The sequence below is a fragment of the Janthinobacterium sp. EB271-G4-7A genome, assembly GCF_020858075.1.
Taxonomy (GTDB): domain Bacteria; phylum Pseudomonadota; class Gammaproteobacteria; order Burkholderiales; family Burkholderiaceae_D; genus Janthinobacterium; species Janthinobacterium lividum.
Genome location: NZ_JACYMI010000004.1, coordinates 108880 through 130620, shown reverse-complemented (window position 1 = coordinate 130620; position 21741 = coordinate 108880). Strand labels below are relative to the sequence as shown.

Annotated in this window: 20 protein-coding genes; 16 read left to right on the top strand and 4 right to left on the bottom strand. The window is 63.8% G+C overall.

What is annotated here, in order from left to right:
• The first annotated feature begins 81 nt into the window (after positions 1–81).
• The 12 genes from IGS58_RS23495 to IGS58_RS23440 all read left to right on the top strand — a co-directional run bounded on the left by IGS58_RS23495 (position 82) and on the right by IGS58_RS23440 (position 12618).
• A complete protein-coding gene (locus IGS58_RS23495) occupies positions 82–846 on the top strand; it encodes a hypothetical protein (protein WP_230522838.1) in 765 nt (254 codons plus the stop codon).
• Entirely contained in the window at positions 843–1886 is a 1044-nt protein-coding gene (locus IGS58_RS23490; RefSeq protein WP_230522837.1) for a hypothetical protein, read from the top strand. The genes IGS58_RS23495 and IGS58_RS23490 overlap by 4 nt, the downstream gene beginning before the upstream one ends.
• Positions 1887–1919: 33 nt before the next feature.
• Positions 1920–2777, top strand: coding sequence for a hypothetical protein (locus IGS58_RS23485; RefSeq protein WP_230522836.1), 858 nt, complete (start codon positions 1920–1922; stop codon positions 2775–2777).
• A gap of 1 nt (position 2778) precedes the next feature.
• Entirely contained in the window at positions 2779–4383 is a 1605-nt protein-coding gene (locus IGS58_RS23480) for a hypothetical protein (RefSeq protein ID WP_230522835.1), read from the top strand.
• Positions 4358–5269, top strand: a complete 912-nt coding sequence (locus tag IGS58_RS23475; protein WP_052140227.1) for a glycerophosphodiester phosphodiesterase — start codon at positions 4358–4360, stop codon at positions 5267–5269. The genes IGS58_RS23480 and IGS58_RS23475 overlap by 26 nt, the downstream gene beginning before the upstream one ends.
• 204 nt (positions 5270–5473) lie before the next feature.
• Positions 5474–6499, top strand: coding sequence for a LacI family DNA-binding transcriptional regulator (locus tag IGS58_RS23470; RefSeq protein WP_230522834.1), 1026 nt, complete (start codon positions 5474–5476; stop codon positions 6497–6499).
• Positions 6499–7986 carry a sugar ABC transporter ATP-binding protein gene (locus tag IGS58_RS23465; protein ID WP_230522833.1) on the top strand — a complete coding sequence of 496 codons (1488 nt, stop codon included), beginning with the start codon at positions 6499–6501 and terminating at the stop codon, positions 7984–7986. Before IGS58_RS23470 ends, IGS58_RS23465 begins: the two co-directional genes overlap by 1 nt.
• A complete protein-coding gene (locus tag IGS58_RS23460; RefSeq protein ID WP_070258483.1) occupies positions 7967–8974 on the top strand; it encodes an ABC transporter permease in 1008 nt (335 codons plus the stop codon). Before IGS58_RS23465 ends, IGS58_RS23460 begins: the two co-directional genes overlap by 20 nt.
• Positions 8975–9077: 103 nt before the next feature.
• Entirely contained in the window at positions 9078–10004 is a 927-nt protein-coding gene (locus IGS58_RS23455; RefSeq protein WP_370452836.1) for a substrate-binding domain-containing protein, read from the top strand.
• A 93-nt stretch (positions 10005–10097) separates the two neighbouring features.
• Positions 10098–11150, top strand: a complete 1053-nt coding sequence (locus IGS58_RS23450) for a sugar phosphate isomerase/epimerase family protein (protein ID WP_230522832.1) — start codon at positions 10098–10100, stop codon at positions 11148–11150.
• A 9-nt stretch (positions 11151–11159) separates the two neighbouring features.
• Positions 11160–12308, top strand: coding sequence for a Gfo/Idh/MocA family protein (locus IGS58_RS23445; RefSeq protein WP_230522831.1), 1149 nt, complete (start codon positions 11160–11162; stop codon positions 12306–12308).
• A 16-nt stretch (positions 12309–12324) separates the two neighbouring features.
• The gene (locus IGS58_RS23440; protein WP_230522830.1) at positions 12325–12618 is read left to right on the top strand and encodes a 2Fe-2S iron-sulfur cluster-binding protein; all 294 of its coding nucleotides are present in this window, start codon (positions 12325–12327) and stop codon (positions 12616–12618) included.
• A gap of 1 nt (position 12619) precedes the next feature.
• On the opposite strand, the gene IGS58_RS23435 is transcribed toward IGS58_RS23440, so the two are convergent.
• Entirely contained in the window at positions 12620–12931 is a 312-nt protein-coding gene (locus IGS58_RS23435; protein ID WP_070258491.1) for a hypothetical protein, read from the bottom strand.
• Positions 12932–13023: 92 nt separating this feature from the next.
• Between IGS58_RS23435 and IGS58_RS23430 the strand changes: the two genes are divergently transcribed.
• Both IGS58_RS23430 and IGS58_RS23425 read left to right on the top strand, forming a co-directional pair.
• Entirely contained in the window at positions 13024–13293 is a 270-nt protein-coding gene (locus IGS58_RS23430; RefSeq protein WP_034783656.1) for a MoaD/ThiS family protein, read from the top strand.
• 14 nt (positions 13294–13307) lie between these two features.
• Positions 13308–14405, top strand: coding sequence for a WD40/YVTN/BNR-like repeat-containing protein (locus IGS58_RS23425; protein ID WP_230522829.1), 1098 nt, complete (start codon positions 13308–13310; stop codon positions 14403–14405).
• Here IGS58_RS23425 and IGS58_RS23420 read toward each other — a convergent pair.
• Positions 14378–15001, bottom strand: coding sequence for a TetR/AcrR family transcriptional regulator (locus tag IGS58_RS23420; RefSeq protein WP_099395455.1), 624 nt, complete (start codon positions 14999–15001; stop codon positions 14378–14380). The genes IGS58_RS23425 and IGS58_RS23420 overlap by 28 nt on opposite strands.
• Positions 15002–15170: 169 nt before the next feature.
• On the opposite strand from IGS58_RS23420, the gene IGS58_RS23415 reads away from it, so the two are divergent.
• Positions 15171–16214, top strand: coding sequence for an MBL fold metallo-hydrolase (locus tag IGS58_RS23415; RefSeq protein WP_230522828.1), 1044 nt, complete (start codon positions 15171–15173; stop codon positions 16212–16214).
• A gap of 7 nt (positions 16215–16221) precedes the next feature.
• Here the strand turns inward: IGS58_RS23415 and IGS58_RS23410 are convergent, their stop codons facing one another.
• Positions 16222–16554: a hypothetical protein gene (locus IGS58_RS23410; protein ID WP_230522827.1), complete on the bottom strand. Its 333-nt coding sequence runs from the start codon at positions 16552–16554 to the stop codon at positions 16222–16224.
• Positions 16555–17007: 453 nt separating this feature from the next.
• Between IGS58_RS23410 and IGS58_RS23405 the strand changes: the two genes are divergently transcribed.
• The gene (locus tag IGS58_RS23405) at positions 17008–18018 is read left to right on the top strand and encodes a substrate-binding domain-containing protein (RefSeq protein ID WP_034783651.1); all 1011 of its coding nucleotides are present in this window, start codon (positions 17008–17010) and stop codon (positions 18016–18018) included.
• Positions 18019–18072: 54 nt separating this feature from the next.
• On the opposite strand, the gene IGS58_RS23400 is transcribed toward IGS58_RS23405, so the two are convergent.
• Positions 18073–21669 carry an indolepyruvate ferredoxin oxidoreductase family protein gene (locus IGS58_RS23400; RefSeq protein WP_230522826.1) on the bottom strand — a complete coding sequence of 1199 codons (3597 nt, stop codon included), beginning with the start codon at positions 21667–21669 and terminating at the stop codon, positions 18073–18075.
• Positions 21670–21741 lie beyond the last annotated feature (72 nt).

The window sequence follows — 21741 nt, the reverse complement described above, 5'->3', positions numbered from 1 at the left end:
GTCCAGCGTATTTCCTCTTTACCGGCCAGCCTCGCTCCCGGCCAGTGGCGCGCGCCGCCCCAACACACGATCGGACCGGCTGTGCAATCGGAACAATTTGAACGGATTCATGCTTTCTGGACCCGCCGCCCGCAGCTGACACAAGGCGAACTGGGCGAGTTTTACCAGCGTGTCATCGCCGCGCTGACGCCATGCCGCCCGCGCGAGGCGGCGTCGCTGGGCGATTCACTGGCCGACTTACGCCACCAGTTCTTTATTGAAAAAGTCCTCCACAGCGATAGTGACGCGGCGCCTCACCACGTCGGCGCCCTGTTTTTGTACTTCAAGCGCTTCATCATCGACCAGCTGCGCAAGCAGCGCATCGAGGAGGATGCCGATGCGCAAGAAGGCTGCGACTTGCAGGCGCCCGACGCCTATGCGGAACCGCTGCGCGACTACCAGCTCACGCCGCAGCAGGTGCGCGCCGCTGCCGACAGTTTTATCGCCACCTTGCCGCGTGACTTGATCTTGCTGCTGCGCCATTGCGGTTGCGGCGGCATGCCTGTCAAGGAACTGGCCGAGCAGATCGCTTCCGCGCATTACCACGGCGGCAAGCTGGGCCTGGTGCACAGGCAGAAGGACGATCCTGCCAGCGCGGGACGCCAGATTGTCGAGCCGGCCCACCGCGCCACCTTGCTGGGCAGCTGGGTCTTGAGCCTGCTCAAGCTGCGCGTGGGGGACTCCTTGGCCGCGCGCGACATGCAGGCGGCGCAAATAGTTTTGGATATTTTATGTGTGGCCGCGTTATCCCTGCACATGGACCCCGTGTCCACCCACCCGAATACTGATGAAAGGCCATCGGCATGACTGCATTGACGCCCACACTGGCCATCGTTGCCGCGCGCCTGCCATCGCCACCGTCTTCCATCGACATGCTGGACGACGAGGTGGCGGGCGATACCCCCGACTGGCGCGACATTCCCGTGCCGGAACACGTGATGCAACGCTTCGCGCGCCGCAGCGACGCCGCACCGCTGGCAGCAAGGCCCATCGCCGGTGGACAGATTCACCTGCTGGCGCGCCGTCCCGGCTTCGGCGCCGTGCTGCTCGACGCCTGGGACAGCACGCGGCAGCGCTGGCGCGGCTGGCTCGTCACGCCGGATACGGCGTATGCGGATGCCTGCGGCCTGGTGGTCGAGGAGCGCGACGCGCCCGCCGATCCGCGCGCCGGCCTGGTGCTGTGCGACATGCCGGTGACCCTGGCCGTGACGGACCTGGGTGCCTGCCTGGGCGTGTTCAGCCAGGAACGCCTGCAGGCGGCGCGCTGGCTGGAAACGCATGGCCGGGCGAACGGGGCGGGGGTCGCTGCGGCACCGGGCGTGATCGCCCGCGTGGCCTTGCCGGGAGACGATTACGTCTTGACGGGCACGCCGCTGTCTAGCGAGCTGGGCAAGGATGGCCGCGTGGCGTACCGGCAATTGCTGCGCCAGGGGCTGCAGCAATTGCAGATCGCTTCGGCCGATGCGGCCGCATCCCAAACGACGGCACCGATATCGAGGCCTGTGCAGGCAGCCAATGCGAACCGCTGGCTGAAGATCGTCACGGCCGTGGCCGCCAGCGTGATGGTGGTGCAATCGGCCTGGCTGTTCCTGCCGAAAGAGGGCGCCGTCGTCGGCCATGCGGAATTCCGCAATGGCGGCAGCGGCGTCGAGACGGGCGTGCGCATGCGCGTGCTGTTCCGCGCCGAGGCCACGGAGGCGGAAATCCGCACCTGGCTGCAGCGCGAGCAGCTGGAAATCGTCGCCGGGCCGGACACCCTGGGCGCCTTCACCCTGCTGTCGCGCGACCGCCAGAAAGTCTTACAGCCGCCAGGCCCGGGCAATCCGCTGGCCGTGATCAATCCCTGACCCCGAAATAAGAGAAAGTTATCGAGCATGACAATGTATAAGAACTTTGCATCCGCGCACTGGCGCAAACTGGCCATGGGCCTGGCTGCCAGCGTCCTGTTGACGGGCTGCGCCATGACGCCGAATGGCCGTGGTGGCGTGCTGGTGGGCCTGGATACGGCCGAGCTGTTCGGCACGCCGATTTCCACCTTCCGCCTGCGCGACGGCACGGAAGGCACCTTGCGCAAGGATCCGAAGGGCAAGTATTCGATCAAACTGTCGCAGGCGTTTCGCGTCGTGCCGCTGGACAAGGCCATCACGGCCCGCGTGGCGCGCGTGGAAAACGTGGGCGAGCGCACCGTCGTAATCGTGGAAACCCAGGAGCGCGGCTGCGCCTACCGCTATGAAGTGCTGGCCTTCCAGGGTACGGACGTGCTGCAGTGGACGGTCGGCAATTGCAAGGACCGCCCTCGGGTGGAGCTGGCGGCGGACGCGAAATCGCTGAATATCGATTTCCCCAACTACAACCGCCTGTCGCGCATGATCTACACGGAAAACCGCCTGCTCAACGCCAGCGTGGCCGTGCCGCCCGGCGTCGATACGCGCGCGCAGCCGTTTGCCGATGACGCCTTGCGTGCCACCGGTCCCGCCATCGCCACCATACCCGGCAGCGACGGCGGCCGCGTGATCCCGGCGCCACCTGCCCCGGCATCGGCCCCGGCCCCTGCCGCCGCGCCGAAAGCGGGCAGCCGCGCCAGCGCCAAGGCGCGCCGCCAGGACACCCCGGCCAGGGCCGCGGCGCCCGCGGCCATCAGCCTGCCTGCACCGCGTGCCGCAGGGGCTACCCCGGCGGCGCCGATGATCTTCCAGGCTGAAGAGATCAAGCCCGTCGTCATCGATTTGAGGAAATAAGATGGCCGCGAGTTTGCGCAGTCTGCAGATCCGGCAGACCCTGATTCTGATCGTCCTGACGATCATTTACCTGTGCTTCGAGCTGGGCTTCAATGCCCGCCTGCTCGACGTGGTGGGCGGCAACGTCAAGCCGGAAGACGTGGAAGGGGTGGAATTCTATGGCCGCAGCCTGTCCGGCATCGCCGCCGCGCTGGTGGTGCTGCAGCTGATGTGGCGCCGCCGCCTGAAGAACAATGGCAGCGGCCCCAGCTGGACAAAGATCATCGTTTGCTGCCTGGTCACGGCCGGCGTCGTCTTCGGGGTGCTGAAAACCACGGTGAATGTGCTGGTCAATACACGCGACGCGGAATTTCGCCGCATGGCCTTCAACACCACCTTGCTGCAGCGCTCGCTGGTAGGCGGCAGCCTGCAACTGCAAGGCCTGGTCGACGATCCGACCCTGTTCGCCAAGCCGGAAGGCAAGTCCTTTTTGGCCCTGTTCCCCTTCCTGGCCGTGTCGGTGCGGCATCTTGACGAGCGCATGGGGCCGGCCAAGGAGCAGCTGGTGCGCGCCAACGTGCGTCAGGTGGCAGGCGGCCCGTCCGGTTACTATGACAAATATCAGGAAGCCATGCGCGAGCTGGGCGGCAAGTGGGAGCTGTATGCGGGCATCATTCCCGACAGCGATGCCGGTTTGCGTGCCAAGCAGCAATCCTCGTGGCAGGAATACGTGAGCAGCCTGTCGCGGCGTGGCTGGCAGCCGCATTCCGTGCCGATGCGGCGCCAGGCGGCCGTCGTCAATAATGTGCGCAAGAAAGTCCCCGTGCCCGCCAACTGGCGTACCGACGACGAGCGGGGCTTCCGCGCCGCCGTCAAGCGCCGCTACACAGCCGAGGCGGCCAGCAAGGGCGTCACCGTGCGCGGTGAACGCATCCCGCCGGGCTTGCCGTTTGCCGCCTTTGTCGCGCGCCCTGGCGTGCAGGCGGAATTGCGCGAAGCGTTGAAACTGCCTGCAGGCGCCACGGTGCAGCCAGCGTATGCCAGTCCTGCCGAGTTCGGGCGCCTGTTCGAGCAGTTCCTCGATCGCCAGACGGCGGAAAAACTGGTGGAATACCGCGCCAGCCGCACCGACTTTGAAGCGGGTGGCAGGTTCTTCCATGAAGGCAAGGAAGCGGCGCGCGCCGCCATCGTGCCGCCCGTGGCCCTGTTCTTCTCGCTGCTGGGCGCCATCGGCCACTTTTCCAAATTGCTGTACCTGGTCGCCACCGTCGTATTATTGCTGCTGGCCATGCGCCGTGGCGAGCAGGCGGGTGCCGATGGACAGCTGAGCCGCCGTTCCGCCTGGATCGCCACAGGTGTGCTGGCGACGGCCTTTGCGGGCAGCTGGGGCATGCTGTCCATTCTCGACAACAACGTCACGCGCAGCGAGCTGTTCGGGCAAATGCTGGACTGGACGCGCCAGCCCGAGCCCGACAGCACGCGCTGGCAAATCGCCGGCAAGGGCTTGCTGGCCAATATCACGCACGTCGTGGCGGTGGGGCAGGGCTACAGTTACCCCGTCAACGAAGCGATCCGCATCCACGTTTTGCAGGGAATTCATTATGGCTATCACGCGCAACAAAAATAAGGCGGCCGCGCTGGCATTGCTGCTCAGCACGTTCTGCACGTTGGTACAGGCCGACTGCCTGGGCATGAAGGTGCACGCCCACCGCGGCGCCGGCAACGCGCCGGAAAACTCGCTGAGCGCGCTGCGTAACACGTATTTCGGCACCTGGGATGGCGTCGAGACGGATTTGCAGCTGCTGGGCGACGGCAGCTGGGTGGTGCACCACGATCTGTTGACTGGCCGGGTGGTCGACACGGGATCGCCGCGCACCGTCAAGCAGATGACGGCCGACGACTGGCGCGCCGCCAGCATGAAGAACCGTGGCGTGGCCACGCCGGAAACGCCGCCGTTCGTCAGCGACGTCGCCGACCTGGCCACGGCTTTCCCGGCGAAAACCCTGAATGCGGAAATCAAGGATGTCGTCTCGTCGTGCGCGCCGATCGCCACCCTGGTGGCGCAGTTGCGCACGAACATCAAGCACGGCAACTGGTTCTTGACGTCGGGCGTGCCGAACAACCTGGCGTGCGCGCGCCGCGCCGACCCGCAGGGTTATCTGGGCTTGCTCGTGTTTGACGCGCGCAATGCGCAGGCGGCCGGCGCCAACCGGGTCAGCCGCTATATCGCGAAAAATGCCCGCCCGCCCAAGCTGGACAAGCCGTGGCTGCAGCGCGTACAGCAGCAGATCGGCATGCCCACCGGCGTGCACGTGGATGCGCGCAGCCTGGATGCCAATCCGAATCTGCTGATGGACGCCGCCAGCCTGAACATGCCCGTCTTCGTCTACGCCGTCGATGGCGACTCGGCCTTGGCCGCGTCCTTGCTGCGCGCGCAGCAGCGCAGCCACCGCTGGCCCAGCGGCGTCATTCTTGACGGCAATCCCGAGACGTTTTGCGCGATGATGAAATAAGTGTTCCCTGATCTGCGACACGGCGTTTTGCCGTGCAGCAGAATACCTCGCCGCCACAGAAATAGCCGCTTGCGGCGGCCCGCACAGGGCCACTCTTGTGCCGCCTTCCTGCCTCTTTTTTGCGCATTGCAGCATCGATATTGTTTGCATCGGGCGCGCGACTGGCTTATAAATGTAATCGATTACATTTTATTGAAAAGCGCCATGCCAGTAGCCGTTCCTTCTCCATTGCCGACAGAAACCGTCTCCATCAGCGCCGTCGCCGCGCATGCGGGCGTGTCGGTGGCCACCGTCTCGCGCGTGATGAACGAGCAGGCCGGGGTGCGGGCGCCCACGCGCGACAAGGTGCTGGCGTCCGTGGCCGCGCTCGGCTACCGCATGAATCATCTGGCGCGCAGCCTGCGCACGGCCGAGAGCCGCATGCTGCTCACCATGGTGCCCGACGTGGGCAACCCCTTCTATGCGCAGATCGTGCGCGGCATCGATACGGTGGCGCGCGAACACGGCTATTTCGTGCTGCTGTGCGACACGGGCGCCGATGCGGGCCGCGAGCGCTCGTATTTCGACTTGCTGCGCATGCACCGCGCCGATGGCGCCATCTGCCTCGATCCGGACACGGTGCAGCATGCCCTGTCGCATGAATCCGTCAGCCTGCCGTGGGTGGCGTGCTGCGAATTCGATCCCGCCGTGGCCGTGCCCTATGTCGGCATCGACAACCACCGGGCCGCCTCCGACGCCGTCGCGCATTTGCTGTCGCGCGGCCATACGCGCATCGGCCTGATCAATTCGGACGAGCGCTATCTGTACGCGCGGCAACGCCAGCAAGGCTACCTGGACGCCCTGGCGGCGGCCGGCCTGCCCGTACAGCCGCAGTGGGTGCACACGGTGCAAAGCCTCGATTACGAAGCGGGCACGGCCGCCACCTTGCGGATGATGGCGGGACCGGATGCGCCCACGGCCATCTTTGCCGTCTCCGACACCCTGGCCATCGGCGTGCTGAGCGCGCTGCGCCAGCTGAAAAAAAGGGTGCCCGAAGACGTGGCCGTCATCGGTTTCGATGATATTGCCATCGCCGCGCAGATCGACCCGGGCTTGAGCACCATCGCCCAGCCGATGCGCGAACTGGGCGAGACGGCGGCGCGATTATTGCTGCAGCGTCTGGCGGACCCGGCAGCCAGTGTGCCGGGCGTGCTGCTGCAACACCGATTAATTCTGCGAGGGAGTGCATAGTGAGCGTTGCCGTCGGTTTCGAGGGGGTCTGCAAGGATTTCGGCCCCGTACGTGTCTTGCATGGCGTCAGTTTCAACCTGTCGCCAGGACGCGTGTATGGCTTGCTGGGCGAAAATGGCGCCGGCAAGTCGACCCTGATGAAAATCCTCGCCGGCTACGAGGCCGTGAGCGAAGGGCAGTTGCTGATCGATGGCCAGCCCCGGCGCTTTGGCAGCTCGCGCGCGGCGGAGAGCGCCGGTATCGTGCTGATCCACCAGGAATTCAACCTGGCCGAGCACCTGACGGTGGCGCAAAACATGTTCCTCGGCCACGAAAAGACGCGCGGCTGGCTGCTCGACGAGGCTGCCATGCAGGAAGAAGCCTCGCGCTACCTGAAACAGGTGGGCCTGGATGTATCGCCCGACACGAAAATCAGCGACCTGATCGTGGCTGAGAAGCAACTTGTGGAAATCGCCAAGGCCCTGTCGCGCCGCGCCCGCTTCCTGATCATGGACGAACCGACGGCCACCCTGACGTCGTCGGAAACCCAGCGCCTGTTCGCCGTCATGGCCCAGCTGAAAGCGGATGGCGTGACCATTTTGTATATTTCCCACAAGCTCGACGAAGTCGAGCGCAACACGGACGAAGTCATCGTCATGCGCGACGGGCGTTTCGTCACGCGCGAACCGACGGCCAGCCTCACGCGCCAGCAGATGGCGAACCTGATGGTGGGGCGCGAATTGTCCGACATGTTCCCGGTCAAGGTGGCGCTGGCGAAAGAAGCTCCTGTGCTCCTGAGAGTCGACGGCCTCTGCGTGCCGGGCTGGTCGAAGGAGCTGTCGTTCGAGGTGCGCGCCGGCGAAGTGCTGGGCTTTGCGGGCCTGGTGGGCGCGGGGCGCACGGAATCGTTCGAGGCCTTGCTGGGCTTGCGCCCGCGCAGCGCGGGCACGATCGAGCTCAATGGCCAGCCGGTGGATATCCGCACGCCCAAGCAAGCGATGCAGCACGGCATGACTTACCTGAGCGAAGACCGCAAGGGAAAAGGTCTACATGTGAACCTGGGCTTGCGCGAAAACCTCACCATGATGACGATGGAGCGCTATGCGCGGCCGTGGCTCGATGTGGCAGGGGAAAAAGCGGCGCTGGCCAAGGCGGTGCTTGACTTCAATATCCGCACGGGCGACCTGGACAGCCGCGCGCGCATGCTGTCGGGAGGCAACCAGCAAAAGCTGGCGCTGGCGAAATACCTGCATTCCGACCCGCGTGTCGTTGTGCTCGATGAACCGAGCCGCGGCGTGGACGTGGGCGCCAAGCGCGACATTTACTTTTTGATACACCGCCTGGCCGCCGAAGGGCGCGCCGTGATCGTGATTTCATCCGAACTGATCGAATTGATTGGCCTGTGCCACAGAGTCGCCGTGATGCGCGCCGGCACCTTGCAAGCCACCCTGTCTGCTGACCACCTGACTGAAGAGGAGTTGATTGCCCATGCAACCGGCACGCACTGATACCACCGTATCCCCTATTGCTCGATTCGGCGCGCGCATCAAGGGCTTTGGCCCTGTGCTGGGCCTGCTGGCCCTGTGCATCGCGGGCACCTTGCTCAATGGCGATTTCGCCACCTTGGACAACTTGATGAACGTGCTCACGCGCACGGCCTTCATCGGCATCATCGCCGTCGGCATGACTTTCGTGATTATCTCTGGCGGCATCGACCTGTCCGTTGGCTCGATGGCGGCCCTGATCGCCGGCTGCATGATCTATTTCATGAATGCGCTGGCGCAAGGTGCGGGAGGAAATCTGGCGCCGATCACCATGCTGGTGCTGGGCATCGCCATGGCGCTGATCCTTGGCGCGGGCTTTGGCCTGATGCATGGCTTGCTCATCAGCAAGGGCAATATCGAGCCGTTCATCGTGACGCTGGGCACCCTCGGCATCTTCCGCGCCGTATTGACGTACCTGGCCGATGGCGGCGCGCTGACCCTGGACGCCACCTTGTCCGAGCTGTACAGCCCCGTGTACTACACGAGCGTGCTGGGCGCGCCGATACCGATCTGGATTTTCCTGTTCGTCGCGGCGGCCGGCGCCATCATCCTCAACCGCACGACGTTTGGCCGCCATGTGCAGGCGATCGGTTCCAACGAGCAAGTGGCGCGCTATGCGGCCATCAATGTTGATAGAGTCAAGATCGCCACCTACATGCTGCTGGGCGTCTGCGTGGGCATCGCCACGGTGCTGTACGTGCCGCGCCTGGGTTCGGCCACGCCGACCACGGGCTTGCTGTGGGAACTCGAAGCCATCGCCGCCGTTGTCGTGGGCGGCACGGCGCTGAAGGGAGGCGAGGGACGTATCGTCGGCACCGTGATCGGCGCCATCCTCTTGTCCGTGATCAGCAATATCCTGAATTTGACCAGCATCATCAGTGTCTACCTGAATGCCGCAGTGCAAGGCGTGGTGATCATCGCCGTCGCCTTCCTGCAGCGAGGCCGCAAATAAAACAAGAGCGGCGTTCTGAAAGGGCGGCCAACGGGCGCCCACAACCTTGGAGGAGAGCAGCATGAAGAGCTTTATACGGGTAGCAGGGATGGCAGTGCTGGTGATGCAGGCATGGGCGCTGCCGATGGGACCGGCGCAGGCGGCCGAGAAGCTGGTGGTGGGCGTGGCCATTCCCACAGCCACGCACAGTTTCACGTCGGGCATCGTGTGGTGGGCGAACCAGGCCAAGGCGGAGCTGGAAAAAGCCCATCCTGGCCTGAAAATCATCGTCAAGACGGCCGCCACGGCGCCCGAGCAGGCGAACCAGCTGCAGGACATGTTGACGGTGAACAAGATCAATACCCTGGTGATCTTCCCCATCGAATCGGCCTCGCTGACGCAGCCCGTGGCGCAAGTCAAAAACAAGGGCGTGTACGTGACCGTGGTCGACCGCGGCTTGACGAACACGCAGTCGCAGGATGCGTACATCGCGGGCGACAACACGGCTTTCGGCAAGCTGCCGGCCGAATACCTGGCGAAGAGCCTGAATGGCAAGGGCAATATCGTCGTGCTGCGCGGCATGCCGACCACCCTGGACAACGAGCGCTACGATGCATTTAGTGCCGTCATGAAAGGCCATCCCGAGATCAAGGTGCTCGATGCCAAGTACGGCAACTGGAACCGCGACGATGCCTTCAAGGTCATGCAGGATTACCTGACCCGCTTCAAGCATATCGACGCCGTCTGGGCCGCCGATGACGACATGGCCATCGGCGTGCAAAAGGCCATCGCACAAGCCAAGCGCACGGACATCAAGCAAGTGTTCGGCGGCGCGGGCGCGAAGGGCGCGGTGAAAAAGATCATGGATGGCTCCGACCCGCTGATCGTGGCCGACGTATCGTACTCGCCCAAGTTCATGTACGACGCCATCAAGCTGACGACGGAAGCGCGCCTGAAAGGTGATAAATTGCCGGCCAACACCATTATCCCGTCGGTGCTGATCACGCGCGAGAACGCCAAGCAGTTCTACTTTCCGAACTCGCCTTTTTAAAATCTGGGGTCAGACCCCCTCGCCCGCTAGCAATGACCTTTGCGTTAGCGGCATTGAGGGTCTGACCCCGGCTTTATCTAACAGGACATTGATATGAAAACCATCCAGGGTCCGGCCATTTTCCTGGCCCAGTTTCTCGGCGACGAGCCGCCGTTCGACTCGCTCGAGCACCTGGCGCAATGGGCGGCCGGCCTCGGTTACAAGGGCTTGCAGCTGCCGACGGCGCCGCGCTTGTTTGACCTGGAACAGGCGGCCAGCAGCCAGCAGTATTGTGACGACGTGAAAGCCTTGCTGGCGCGTCACGGCTTGCAGGTGACGGAATTGTCGACGCATTTGCAGGGCCAGCTGATCGCCGTGCATCCCGCCTACGACGCCCTGTTCGATGGCTTTGCGCCCGAACATGTGCGCGGCGACAGCGCGGCCCGTACGGCCTGGGCCACGCAGCAGTTGCTGTGGGCGGCTAGCGCTTCGCAGCGCCTGGGCCTGAAGGCGCACGTGACGTTTTCCGGCGCGCTGGCCTGGCCGTATCTGTATCCATGGCCGCAGCGCCCCGCCGGCCTGGTGGAGACGGCGTTCGCGGAGCTGGCGAAACGCTGGCTGCCCATCCTCGACGCGTTCGATGCAGCGGGCGTGGACCTCTGTTATGAGTTGCATCCGGGCGAGGACTTGCACGATGGCGTGACGTTCGAACGCTTCCTTGCCGCCGTCAACGATCACCCGCGCGCATCGATTCTGTACGACCCCAGCCATTTCGTGCTGCAGCAGCTCGACTATCTGGCCTTCATCGATATTTATCATGCGCGCATCAAGGCCTTCCACGTCAAGGACGCGGAATTCCGGCCGAACGGGCGCCAGGGCGTGTATGGCGGCTATGGCGACTGGCAGGACCGGGCGGGGCGCTTCCGCTCGCTGGGCGACGGGCAGATCGACTTCAAGGCGATCTTTTCCAAGATGGCGCAGTACGACTTTCCGGGCTGGGCCGTGCTGGAATGGGAATGCTGCCTGAAACACCCGGAAGATGGCGCGGCCGAGGGCGCGCGATTCATCCGCGAGCACATCATCCACGTGGCCGAACACGCGTTCGACGATTTCGCGGGCAGTGCGGTTGACCAGGATCAAATTCATCACTTGCTAGGCTTGAAATAAGGATACGACATGCAGCGACGCTTACGACTGGGCATGGTAGGGGGCGGGCAGGGCGCGTTCATCGGCGCCGTGCACCGCATCGCGGCGCGCATCGACGACCAGTACGAGCTGGTGGCGGGCGCCTTGTCGTCCGACCCGGATCGCGCGCGTGCAAGCGGCGCCGCGCTGCACCTGGCGCCCGAACGCTGCTACAGCGATTACCGCGCCATGGCGCAGATGGAGGCCGCGCGCGCGGACGGCATCGAGGCCGTGGCCATCGTCACGCCGAATCACTTGCACGCGCCCGTCGCCACGGCGTTCATGGAAGCGGGCATCCATGTGATCTGCGACAAGCCGCTGGGAATATCGTTGGCGGAAGGCCAGGCGCTGGCGGCGCTGGCCGAGCGGAAAAACCTGCTGTTTGCGCTCACGTACACCTATAGCGGCTACCCACTGCTGCGTCATGCGAAAGCCATGGTCGAGGCGGGCGACATCGGCGAATTGCGCCTCGTGCAGGTGGAATATTCGCAGGACTGGCTGGCCGATTCGATTGCTGCCGGCGGCATGAACGAGGGCAACTGGCATAACGATCCGCAGAAGGCGGGGCCGGGCGGCGTCCTGCTCGACGTGGGGCTGCATGCGTATCACCTGGCGCAATTCGTCAGCGGACTGACGCCGCATGCCGTGCTGGCGGAGCTGTCGACCTTTGTACCACACCGCACCTTGGACGACCACGTGCAGGTCATGCTGCGCTACGCCAACGGGGCGAAAGGCACCCTGTGGGCCAGCCAGGTGGCGACCGGTTGCGAAAACACGGTGCGCTTGCGCCTGTTCGGCAGCAAGGCACAGCTGGACTTTGACCAGGAACAACCGAATGCACTGTGGTTTACGCCGCAGGGCGGCAACCGCCAGCTGCTGCGCCCGGGCCGGGTCGACAGCGCCGCCGCGCGCCACGCCACGCGGGTGCCGGCCGGCCATCCGGAGGGTTATCTGGAAGCGTTCGCCCAGCTGTACCTGGATGCGGCCTTGCGCATTCGCGCCTTGCAGGCGGGCTTGCCCGTGCCCAAGGAAGCGGGCTGGCTGCCGACTGTCACCGATGGCGTGGCGGGCCTGGCCTTTGCGGAAGCCGTGCTGCGCAGCCATGCGGATGGCGCGAGCTGGACAACCTTGGCAAGCTGACTGTTACACTGCGCGCATGAGTGCGCCCTTTATTATCACCATCGTCCCGCAAGGCTGGCAATTCCCGGCCGAGGCGGGCACCACCGTGCTGGCTGCCGCCGAACTGGCCGGCATCCGCCTGCTCAGTTCCTGCCGCAACGGCACGTGCCGCACGTGCATCTGCCACATGCCCGAGGGAAAGATACGCTACACGGTGGACTGGCCCGGCATCAGCCCCGATGAACGGCTCGACGGCTACATCCTGCCCTGCGTGGCCGTGGCGGACAGCGATGTCACCATCCAGGCGCGCGCCGTGCGCACGGGCAATTAATTCACGATGGCTTGCCGCCCTTCAGCCGCTGCAGCAGGGCGTCCACGCTGTCGCTGACGGGCAAGCCGTGGCGGCGCAGCAGCTGCACGTGCAATACCAGGTTTTCCAGCACCAGCTTGGCCGCCACGGCCAGCAGGGCCAGGTTGCGGTCTTCCGGGCTGAAACTTTCCATCGCGTCGGCCATCTCGCACAGGTGGTTGGCGATCAGCCCGCGCAATTCCTGCTCGTCGAAGGGCAGGTCGGCAAAATCGATGGGATCGGCCACTTCCACTTCCTGCATCAGCACCGCTAGTTCTTCCGGGGTAATCGTCATGCCTGGCCTCCTTGTGTGCTTGCCGCTATTTTAATTGTATTGGCCGCAAAGGGGACTAGAATGAGTCGAGGCCGACGACGTCGAAGGGCAGCATGGCGCATTTGCATTTTACGCAACAACTGGCACGCTACCTGGACGTTCCTACGGTGGAGGTGGCCGCGCCACGGCTGCGCGCCGCCCTCGATGCCGCCTTTGCCCGGCAGCCGCGCCTGCGCGGTTACGTGCTCGACGAGCAGGGCGCCCTGCGCCCGAATGTGGTGATCTTCATCGATGGCGCCCGCTGCCGCGAGCGGCGCGTGCTGGACGACGCCTTGCTGCCCGACAGCCAGGTGTATATCTTGCAGGCACTTTCCGGAGGTTAATCATGGGACAAGGCATGGCTCAACGCGCGTATCTCGGCACCCGCAAGGGCTTGTTCCAGTTCGATGTCGATGCGGCCGGCGCCTGGCAGCTGGCGCTGGTGCAGTTTGCCGGCGACCCCGTTTCCATGCTGCTGCACGATGGCCGCGACGGCACCTTGTATGCGGCCCTGAACCTGGGGCACTTCGGCGCCAAGCTGCACCGACGCGACGGGGGCGCCAGCGCGTGGCAGGAAGTCGCCGTGCCCGCCTATCCCGCCAAGCCGGAAGACAGCACCGATACCGTGGACTGGACCTTGCGGCAGATCTGGTCGCTGGCGGCCGGCGGCGCGGACCAGCCCGGCGTGCTGTGGGCGGGCACCTTGCCTGGCGGCCTGTTTCGTTCCAGCGACCGCGGCGACAGCTGGCAGCTGGTGGAATCCCTGTGGCACGTGCCGCAGCGGGCGCAGTGGTTTGGCGGCGGCTATGACGTGCCCGGCATCCACAGTATCTGCGTCGATCCGCGCGACAGCAACAAGGTGCTGGTCGGCGTGTCCTGCGGCGGCGTGTGGCAAACGTTGGACGGCGGCGCCAGCTGGGCCTTGAGCGCGACGGGCATGCGGGCCGACTACATGCCGCCCGAGCTCGATGAAAACGAAGCCGTGCAAGATCCGCACCGCATCGTGCGCAGCGCCGGCACGCCGGACGCGCTGTGGTGCCAGCACCATAACGGCATCTGGCGCTCGCACGATGCCGGCTGGCACTGGCAGGAAGTGACGACGGCGCCGCTGTCGCATTTCGGCTTTGCCGTGGCCGTGCATCCGCGCGATGGCGACACGGCCTGGTTCGTGCCGGCGCAGGCGGATGTGCTGCGTATTCCCATCGATGGCGCGCTGGCCGTGACGCGCACGCGCGATGGCGGAAAAACCTTCGAGGTGTTGCGCGCGGGATTGCCGCAGCAGCATTGCTATGACCTGGTCTACCGCCACGGGCTGGCGCTGGCCGACGATGGGCGCAGTCTGTTGATGGCGTCGACGACGGGCGGCGCCTGGTATTCCGGCGACGGGGGCGAGCATTGGCAGACCATCTCTGCCCACTTGCCGCCCGTTTATGCCGTCTGTTTTGCCACGCCGTAGTAGCACAGGAAGATATCGACGGCCAGTGCCGTCACCTCGCGCCGGCGTGCCGGGCCCAGCAGAGGCTCACCGAGGGTGATCTGCGGCCAGAAGGCAAAGGTTTTTAACGGCGACATCAGCAGGTGCGCCACTTCCAGCGTCTCGCCCGCCTTGATGCGCCCGTCTTGCTGCGCCGCGCGGATCCAGATATTCAAGCCCGTTTCCTTTTCATTCAGGCGCGTCACCATCGCTTGCGCGCGCTCGGGCGAGTGGATGGTTTCGCCAAAGATCACGCGCGCCAGGTCGATGAAGGCCGGATCGCACAGCAAGTCCATTTTCTGCTCGACCAGGGCCAGCACTTGCGGTCGCAGGGGCTGGTCGGCAACATAGGGCACGGCAGGCTGGGCCATGCTGCTTTCCCACATGCGCTGCAGGATTTCCGCGAACAGCTCGTCCTTGCTGGGGAAATGGTTGTACACGGTGCGCTTGGATACAGCAGCCGTGGCAGCAATCTTGTCCATGCTGGTCGCATCAAAACCGTGCTCGCGAAACTCGGCGATGGCGGCATCGACGATGGCGACGCGCTTGCGGTCGGTGAGGCGTTGCGGTGCGGCCATGGCGGGAAATCTCCTTTGAAAACAATATTTTACACCTCTTGGTTTACTTTGCCAGAAATAGGAACTACACTGTGTAGTGTAATTTAATCCTTGTTAATTCTTTGCCGGGCCGCATATGCACTTGCACCGAGTCGCACGTCGTCTCTTCTTTCTGGGAGTCCTGATCATCATGAGTTCTTGCACCTTGCGCGCCGCGCCTGCCGCACCGATAGAATCGCCCCAACGTCACGAAGGCAAGTTCCGCAATCCCGTGCAGATGCACAAGCTGGGCACGGCAGCCACGCTCAAGCTGATGTGGACATTTTTCTTTGACAAACCCGACAGCACGGTGCCGGCTGCGGCTGTGCCCGTGCAAGCCTTGACCCGGGCGCAACTGCTGGCCGCACCCGACAACAGCCTGTTTCGCCTCGGCCATTCGACCCTGTTGCTGAAACTGAACAATGAATTTTTCCTCACCGATCCCGTGTTTTCCGAGCGCGCCTCGCCGGTGCAGTGGGCAGGACCAAAACGTTTCCATCAGCCGCCCATCAGCATCGCTGACTTGCCGCCGATCAAGGCCGTCATCCTGTCGCACGACCATTACGACCACCTCGACCATGCGGCCGTGCTGCAACTGGCCGCCAAGACCGAGCACTTCGTCACGCCGCTGGGCGTGGGTGACACCTTGGTCGAATGGGGCGTGCCGAAAGACAAGGTGCAGCAATTCGACTGGTGGCAGGGCGTGACGATTGCCGGCGTGAAACTTGTCGCCACGCCATCGCAGCATTTTTCGGGACGTGGCTTGTTTGACGGCAATCAAACCCTGTGGGCATCGTGGGTCATCGACGCACCGGACGTGCGCGTGTTTTTCAGCGGCGACTCCGGCTATTTCGACGGGTTCAAGCAAATCGGCGACAAGTACGGCCCGTTCGACGTGACCATGATCGAGACGGGCGCGTATGACAAGCTGTGGCCGGACGTGCACATGCAGCCGGAGCAGACCTTGCAAGCCCACCTGGACTTGCGCGGCAAGTGGCTGATGCCCGTGCATAACGGCACCTTCGATCTGGGGCTGCATGCCTGGCATGAACCGTTTGACCGCATCACGGGGCTGGCGGCCAAGCAGGGAGTGAACCTGGCCACGCCGCAGATGGGCGAGGCGGTCGATCTGGCGCAGCCGAAGAAGGGCGAAAAATGGTGGCTGGCGATGCTGGAAGAGGAAATGGCGAAGTAGGCTCGCCCTACGCCGTCACGTCGATCAGGCGTCCCAGGGTCTGGCCGTAGCCGTTCAGCTGGGGCGTGCTTTTCGGTGCGGCGAGGATGGCTTGCTGCGGCACGGCCAGCTTGATCGCCTGGTCCAGCTGCGGCGCCTTGATGGCGGTGGGGGCATCTGCCTGGGCTTGCTGGCTGTTGCGTTGCGTCTGGCTCAGCGATTCCTGTTCCCGTGCCAGCAACTGGCGGCTTTGCGCCAGCTGTTCACTGTCGCGCTGTACCTGGTTCTGGCCTTGCTCGACCCGGCGTTGCGCCGTGGCCAGCGAGGCTTGCAAGTTGTTGACGGACGTTAGCGTGACCACATTGTTCACCTTTGAAAGTATGTCCAGGCGTGCAGGGATGGGGGAAGCCCGGGCCGATGTGCTGCGCCAGGCATCATTGTTCGAACATGCCAGGCGGTAATCTTTACCTGAATCAAGAGTAGGACAAATTCTCGCACAGTTCCAGTAAATTATGTTTTCTTGATAATGCTAACGTGCGCGCCTTGCATGCCCAAGCCGGCATCCTGAAGTTGCTGCAGCACTTGTCAAAGTGAGTACCCGCTGTCGCTTTTTACCTTGTCTTGACTGCTATCGCCGATATGGCGCTACGGAGAGGGTGGAAGTGGTCGCATTCAAAACGTTGCTTTTTAAATAGTCAATGTATTGTTGTTTTTATACCATGTCTGCGCACGCTAATGCGCGGCCTGTTTGGCGCTCTGGGCTATAATTGACGGTCAGAGTTGGTTTCTTTTGCCATACAGACAGGTAGTTAACATGAATCTCAAGAGCCTCGCAATTGCCCTCGGCATGTCGAAAACGACAGTCAGCAGGGCGTTGAACGGCTATCCGGAAGTCAATTCCCGCACCCGTGAAATCGTCCTGGCCGCCGCCAAGAAAGTCGGCTACCGGCCCAACCCGCTGGCGCGCAGCCTGGCCGTCGGCCGCACGAATGTGCTGGGCATGATCTATCCCCTGCTGCCCAGCGACCTGGGCGACAGCGTCTTTCTTTCCGTGGTGAATGGCATGTCGGACGCCGTGGAAGCATCGAAGATGAGTTTGATCATCGCTCCCGTATCGCCGCAGAACGAACAGCCGTCGTATGAAACCATGGTGCGCGGACGCCAGGTCGATGGCCTGGTGGTGGGCCGCACCAAGGTGGTCGACGAGCGCATCGCCTACCTGACGAAGGTCGGCTTTCCTTTTGTGGCGAACGGCCGCACGCGCATCGATGCGCCGTATGCGTATTTTGACTACGACAACGATACGGGTATCGACCTGGCCGTGTCTTTCCTGGCGGCACACGGCCACCAGCGCATTGCCCTGCTGAGCGCGCCGCTGGATCTGCACTTCGCGTATGAACGCAAGGAAAGCTTTATCCGCTGCATGGCGCAAGCGGGCTTGCCGGTCGATCCCGCCTATCTGCTCGACAATACTTTTGATCGCCGCAGCGGTTACCAGGCCATGCAGCAATTGCTGGCCTGCTCGCCCCGTCCCACGGCCGTCATCGTCGACAATCACTTGTCCGGCGTGGGCGTGGTGCGCGCGCTGATGGATGCGGGCATCGAAATCGGCAAGGAAATCTCCGTCATTGTCTGGGGCAATGTGGAAGATACCTTGATCGGCATCAACGTCACCACCATCGACCAGCCCGACCTGCGCCGCGCCGGCGCCAAGATGGTGGAAATGCTGCAATCCCTGCTGGCCGGCACGCCGCCGGAACGGCTGCAGGAAATCTGGCAACCGGTGCTGTTGCCGGGGGCGACGGTGGGGCGCTGTCCTGAATGAAAAAAAACGCAGAGCCGAGGCTCTGCGTTGTCATGTCAAGCCCAGCTGACCGGCTTATGCCGCGTGCTTGCTGCCGTCCGCCAGCTTGGCCAGCAATCTCGCCTTGTCCTGGCGATACGTGGCGACGGCCGCTTCCTTGACGTGGCCGAAGCCGCGGATTTTCTCGGGCAGAGACGCCAGTTCCACGCAGGTGCCGAGATTTTCCGCCGTCAGGTTGACCAGCAGTCCCGCCAGCAGTTCGCGGTATTCAACGATCAGCGCGCGTTCCATCTTGCGCTCGGCCGTATAACCGAAGACGTCGAAAGTGCCGCCGCGCAGCCCCTTGGCTTTCGCCAGCAGCTTGAAGGCGCGCCACATCCAGGAACCGAACTCCGCTTTCACGAGGTGGCCTTTCGCATCTTTTTTCGCGAACAGCGGCGGCGCCAGGTTGAATTTCACGGAGAAATTCCCCTCGAACTGCTGCTGCAATTGCTCCACGAAACGGCCATCCGTGTACAAACGCGCCACTTCATACTCGTCCTTGTAGGCCAGCAATTTGAAATAGCTCTTGGCAACAGCCATCGACAGCTTCTGGCCCAATCCCAGGGTGTTTTCGCGGTCGCGTACCTGCTTGAGCAGAGTCACATAACCATCCGCATATGCGGCGTTCTGGTAGGCCGTGAGGAACTCCACGCGCTTCTTGATGACGCTATCGAGGCTTTGCGGCATTTGCACGATGATCGCTTGCGTGGGCGTGGCGATCTGCGTGACACGGCGCACGTCGACGGCGGCGCGGCGGCCCCACAGGAAACTTTTCTTGTTCGATTCGATGCCCACGCCATTCAATTCGATGGCGCGCAGCAAGGCCGCTTCCGTCAACGGGATGCGCCCCTTTTGCCAGGCGTAGCCGAGCATGAACAGGTTGGCGGCGATCGAATCGCCCATCAGCGCGGTGGCCAGCTTGGTCGCGTCGATGAAGTCGGCTGCCTCGGCGCCGCCGACGGATTCCTCGATCAGCTGGCGCACTTCCGCCGTTGGATATTGCCAGTCGGCATTTTGCGCAAACGTGCCTGGCGGCTGCTCATGCAGGTTGACGACGGCCAGGCTGCGGCCCGGGCGCATTTTCGACACGGCATCCTGCGCGCCGGCCGTCAGCATGTCGCAGCCTAAAATCAGGTCCGCTTCGCCCGTGGCGATGCGCTGGGCGCGGATGTGCGCGGGAGACCTGGCGATTTTCACGTGCGAGGTGACGGAACCGTTCTTTTGCGACATGCCCGTCATGTCCAGCACGGACGCGCCCTTGCCTTCCAGGTGGGCCGCCATGCCCATCAGGGCGCCCACGGTGATGACGCCCGTGCCGCCGATGCCGTTGATCAGGATATTGTACGGCGCGTCGCAGGCGGGCAGGACCGGTTCCGGCAGCGGGCCGAAGTTGTCCGTCTCGCCCGCTTTGCTGGCACCCGTCTTGGTCTTCTTCAGGCTGCCGCCTTCGACGGTGACGAAGCTGGGGCAGAAACCCTTGGCGCACGAGTAATCCTTGTTGCACGAGGATTGGTCGATGGTGCGCTTGCGGCCAAATTCCGTTTCCTTCGGCAGGATCGACACGCAGTTCGATTGCACGCCGCAGTCGCCGCAGCCTTCGCAGACGGCGTCGTTGATGACCATGCGTTTGGCCAGGTCAGGGTATTCGCCCTTTTTCCTGCGCCGGCGTTTCTCGGCCGCGCACGTCTGGTCGTAGATCAGCACGGATACGCCTTGCACTTCGCGCAATTCGCGCTGCACGGCATCCATATCCTTGCGGTCGTGCAAGGTTACGTGGGCGGGCAGGTTGCTGCGGTCGCTGTAGCGCGACAGGTCTTCCGTCACCAGCGCGATGCGCGCGATGCCTTCGGCCGCCACTTGCTGCGCCATCATGGGCACGGTGATCAACCCGTCCACGGGCTGGCCGCCCGTCATGGCGACGGCGTCGTTGTACAGAATCTTGTAGGTGATGTTGACCTTGGCGGCCTGGGCGGCACGGATGGCCAGATAGCCCGAGTGGAAATACGTGCCGTCGCCCAGGTTCTGGAACACGTGCGGCAGTTCGGAGAATGCGGCTTGCCCGATCCACGGCGCGCCTTCGCCGCCCATGTGCGTGGTCAGCTTGTTCATTTCCGGGTAGATCGACGTGGCCATCACGTGGCAGCCGATGCCGGCCAGCGCCAGGCTGCCGTCCGGCACCTTGGTCGACGTGTTATGTGGGCAGCCGGAGCAGTAGAAGGCGGGGCGGAACGGCGTATTCACGGCTTTCTTCAATACCGCATCCTTGGCGTCGAGGAAACTTAATCTCGCCTTGATCAGGTCGCATGTGACGGGGTCGGAAATCAGGCGCGCGATGCGGCTGGCGATGACACGCGCCACTTGCGAGACGGAAAAGTCCGCCTTCGAGGTCAGCAGCCATTCGCCGCGCGGCGCCACCCATTCGCCTTTTTCGTCGAACTTGCCGATGACACGGGGGCGCACGTCGTCGCGCCAGTTGTAGAGTTGCTCTTTCAACTGGTATTCGACGATTTGCCGTTTTTCTTCGACGACGAGAATTTCATCGAGGCCTTGCGCGAATTCGCGCACGCTGTCCGGCTCCAGCGGCCACGGCATGGCCACCTTGAACAGGCGCATGCCGACGTCGGCCGCCATCTGCTCGTCGATGCCCAGCTCTTCCAGCGCTTCCAGCACGTCCAGGTAGGATTTGCCGGAGGCAATGATGCCCAGCTTGGCGTTCGGGCTGTCGATGGTGGTGTGGTTGAGCTTGTTTTCGCGCGCGTAAGCCAGGGCCGCGTAGATCTTGTAATCCTGCATCAGCGCTTCCTGGTTGCGCGCCTGTTGGCCCAGCGGGATGCTCGACAGGCGCGCGTTCAAGCCGCCTTCGGGCATGACGAAGTCCTGCGGAATCTTGACTTCCACGCGGAATGGATCGGCATCGATGGAAGCCGACGATTCGACCGTATCGGCCAGCGCCTTGAAAGCCACGGTGCAGCCGGAAAAGCGCGACATGGCCCAGCCGTGGATGCCCAGGTCCAGGTATTCCTGCACATTGCACGGATACAGGACGGGGATCATCGAGGCGGAGAACAGGTGGTCGGACTGGTGCGGCAGGGTCGAAGAATACGCGCCATGGTCGTCGCCGGCCACCAGCAGCACGCCGCCCAATTTGGAGGTGCCCGCGTGGTTCATGTGCTTGAAGACGTCGCCGCAGCGGTCCACGCCGGGGCCCTTGCCGTACCACATGGCAAACACGCCGTCGTACTTGGCCGGGCCGATCAGGTCGACTTGTTGCGAACCCCAGACGGCCGTGGCGGCCAGGTCTTCGTTGACACCGGGGACGAACTGCACGTGGTGCGCTTCCAGCTGTTTCTTGGCTTTCCACAGGTTCTCGTCGAGCCCGCCCAGGGGCGAGCCCCGGTAGCCGGAAATAAAGCCGGCCGTGTTGAGGCCGGCGGCCTGGTCGCGCAGGCGCTGCATCATGGGCAGGCGTACGAGGGCCTGGATGCCGGACAGGAAGATGGCGCCGGAAGTGGCCGTGTATTTGTCGTCGAGGCTGACGGTGGTCAAACGGGAAGTGTCGGGGGGCGTAGATGGCGCGGCACCGGCGTTTCTAGCGAACGCTGCGGAGCCGTTTTCCGTGGTCACGGACATGGCTGTCTCCAAAAGGGTGTTTCAGATGACGGCTGTACAAGTGGCGCGCCCGGTAAGGCGCGCACTGTGCAG